At 53.6% G+C, this 1,160-nt stretch carries 1 protein-coding gene; it reads right to left on the reverse strand.

Going from position 1 to position 1,160, the window contains the following annotated elements:
* Positions 1–861 (reverse strand): OprD family outer membrane porin (locus tag AC1DLB_RS30560; RefSeq protein ID WP_477786349.1); only part of this gene is annotated, 861 nt, incomplete at its 3' end.
* Positions 862–1,160: the final 299 nt, after the last annotated feature.

The following is a 1,160-nucleotide window of genomic DNA, read 5'->3' on the forward strand; positions in this document are numbered from 1 at the left end:
GGTTTTGTTGTCGAGGTCGCCAGCCAGGGCTCTGCCATCTTCCTTGCCGTTGAAGAAACCGAGATTAGCCCCCAGGATCCAGTCGCCCACGGGCTGGCTATGGGTGAGGTTGATGTATTGTTGCTGGTAGATATCGGTCAATTCGGCGTACCACAGACCGACCTGGGTGCGCTTGTCGTTGAAGGTGTATTCGCCGCCGCCGAAGTTGAAGCGGTCGGAGGTGAACGCGGCTTTGCCGTTCATGAACATGTCTTCCATGCTCGCGTCGTTGCGTGGGCTGTTGCTGCGAAATTGGCCGCCATAGAGTGTCAGGCCGGCGATCTCGTTGGAGGTCACCTGACCGCCACGAAACGTCTGTGGCAGAGAACGACCATCGTCAGAGCGCAGGATCGGCAACACGGGCATCCATTCACCCACCTTCAATTCAGTCTTCGACAGCTTGGCTTTCAGCGCCACGCCCAGACGCCCAAAGTTTTCGGCGGGGCGGCCGTCATCGTGGATCGGCAACAGTTGGGTACCGCCGGTGCCTTTGCCACCATCAAGCTTTTGAGAATAAAGACCCAATACATCAACACCGAATCCTATCGGCCCAGCGGTATAACCAGAGCGWGCGTCAAGGATGAAGCTCTGTGTCCACTCCTCGGCTTTGTTCTGTGGTGCGGCGCTGTTGGGATAGGCAGGATTGATGAAGTTGCGATTGATATAAGCGTTGCGCAAATTGAGAGTTGCGGTAGCGCCATCGACAAAACCGCTATTTTGATCGGCTTGAACAGCCGCTGACGAACCCGCGCAAACCGCAAGAGTCAGACTGATCAGAGAGTGATGTGCGGGCACGTTGCGGGAAATAATAGGGTAGCGCATGATGTTTTCTCACAATGAGTTATTATTGTTTTTGTTGCGATTTTTAGCTCGCGAATCAACTTGGTCACAGGCAGCTCGAAGAGCTAATTACCGAGAAACTGCGGGAATCCCTTATCTGTCTTGTAACAGTCCGTTATTGAGCAACTTGATAATTGTTTAATATCACCTTAAGCAAAACCCGAGCGTGCGCAGACGCGAGCCTGACTCAATGCCGGTAATGGCACGCTCGTGGGGAATTGCGTAAGAACAACGACTGAAAGTTAAAACGTACTCGAACGCTCGGCGATCAACCCGCACTC

This window comes from Pseudomonas sp. 05N434, from assembly GCF_056396965.1.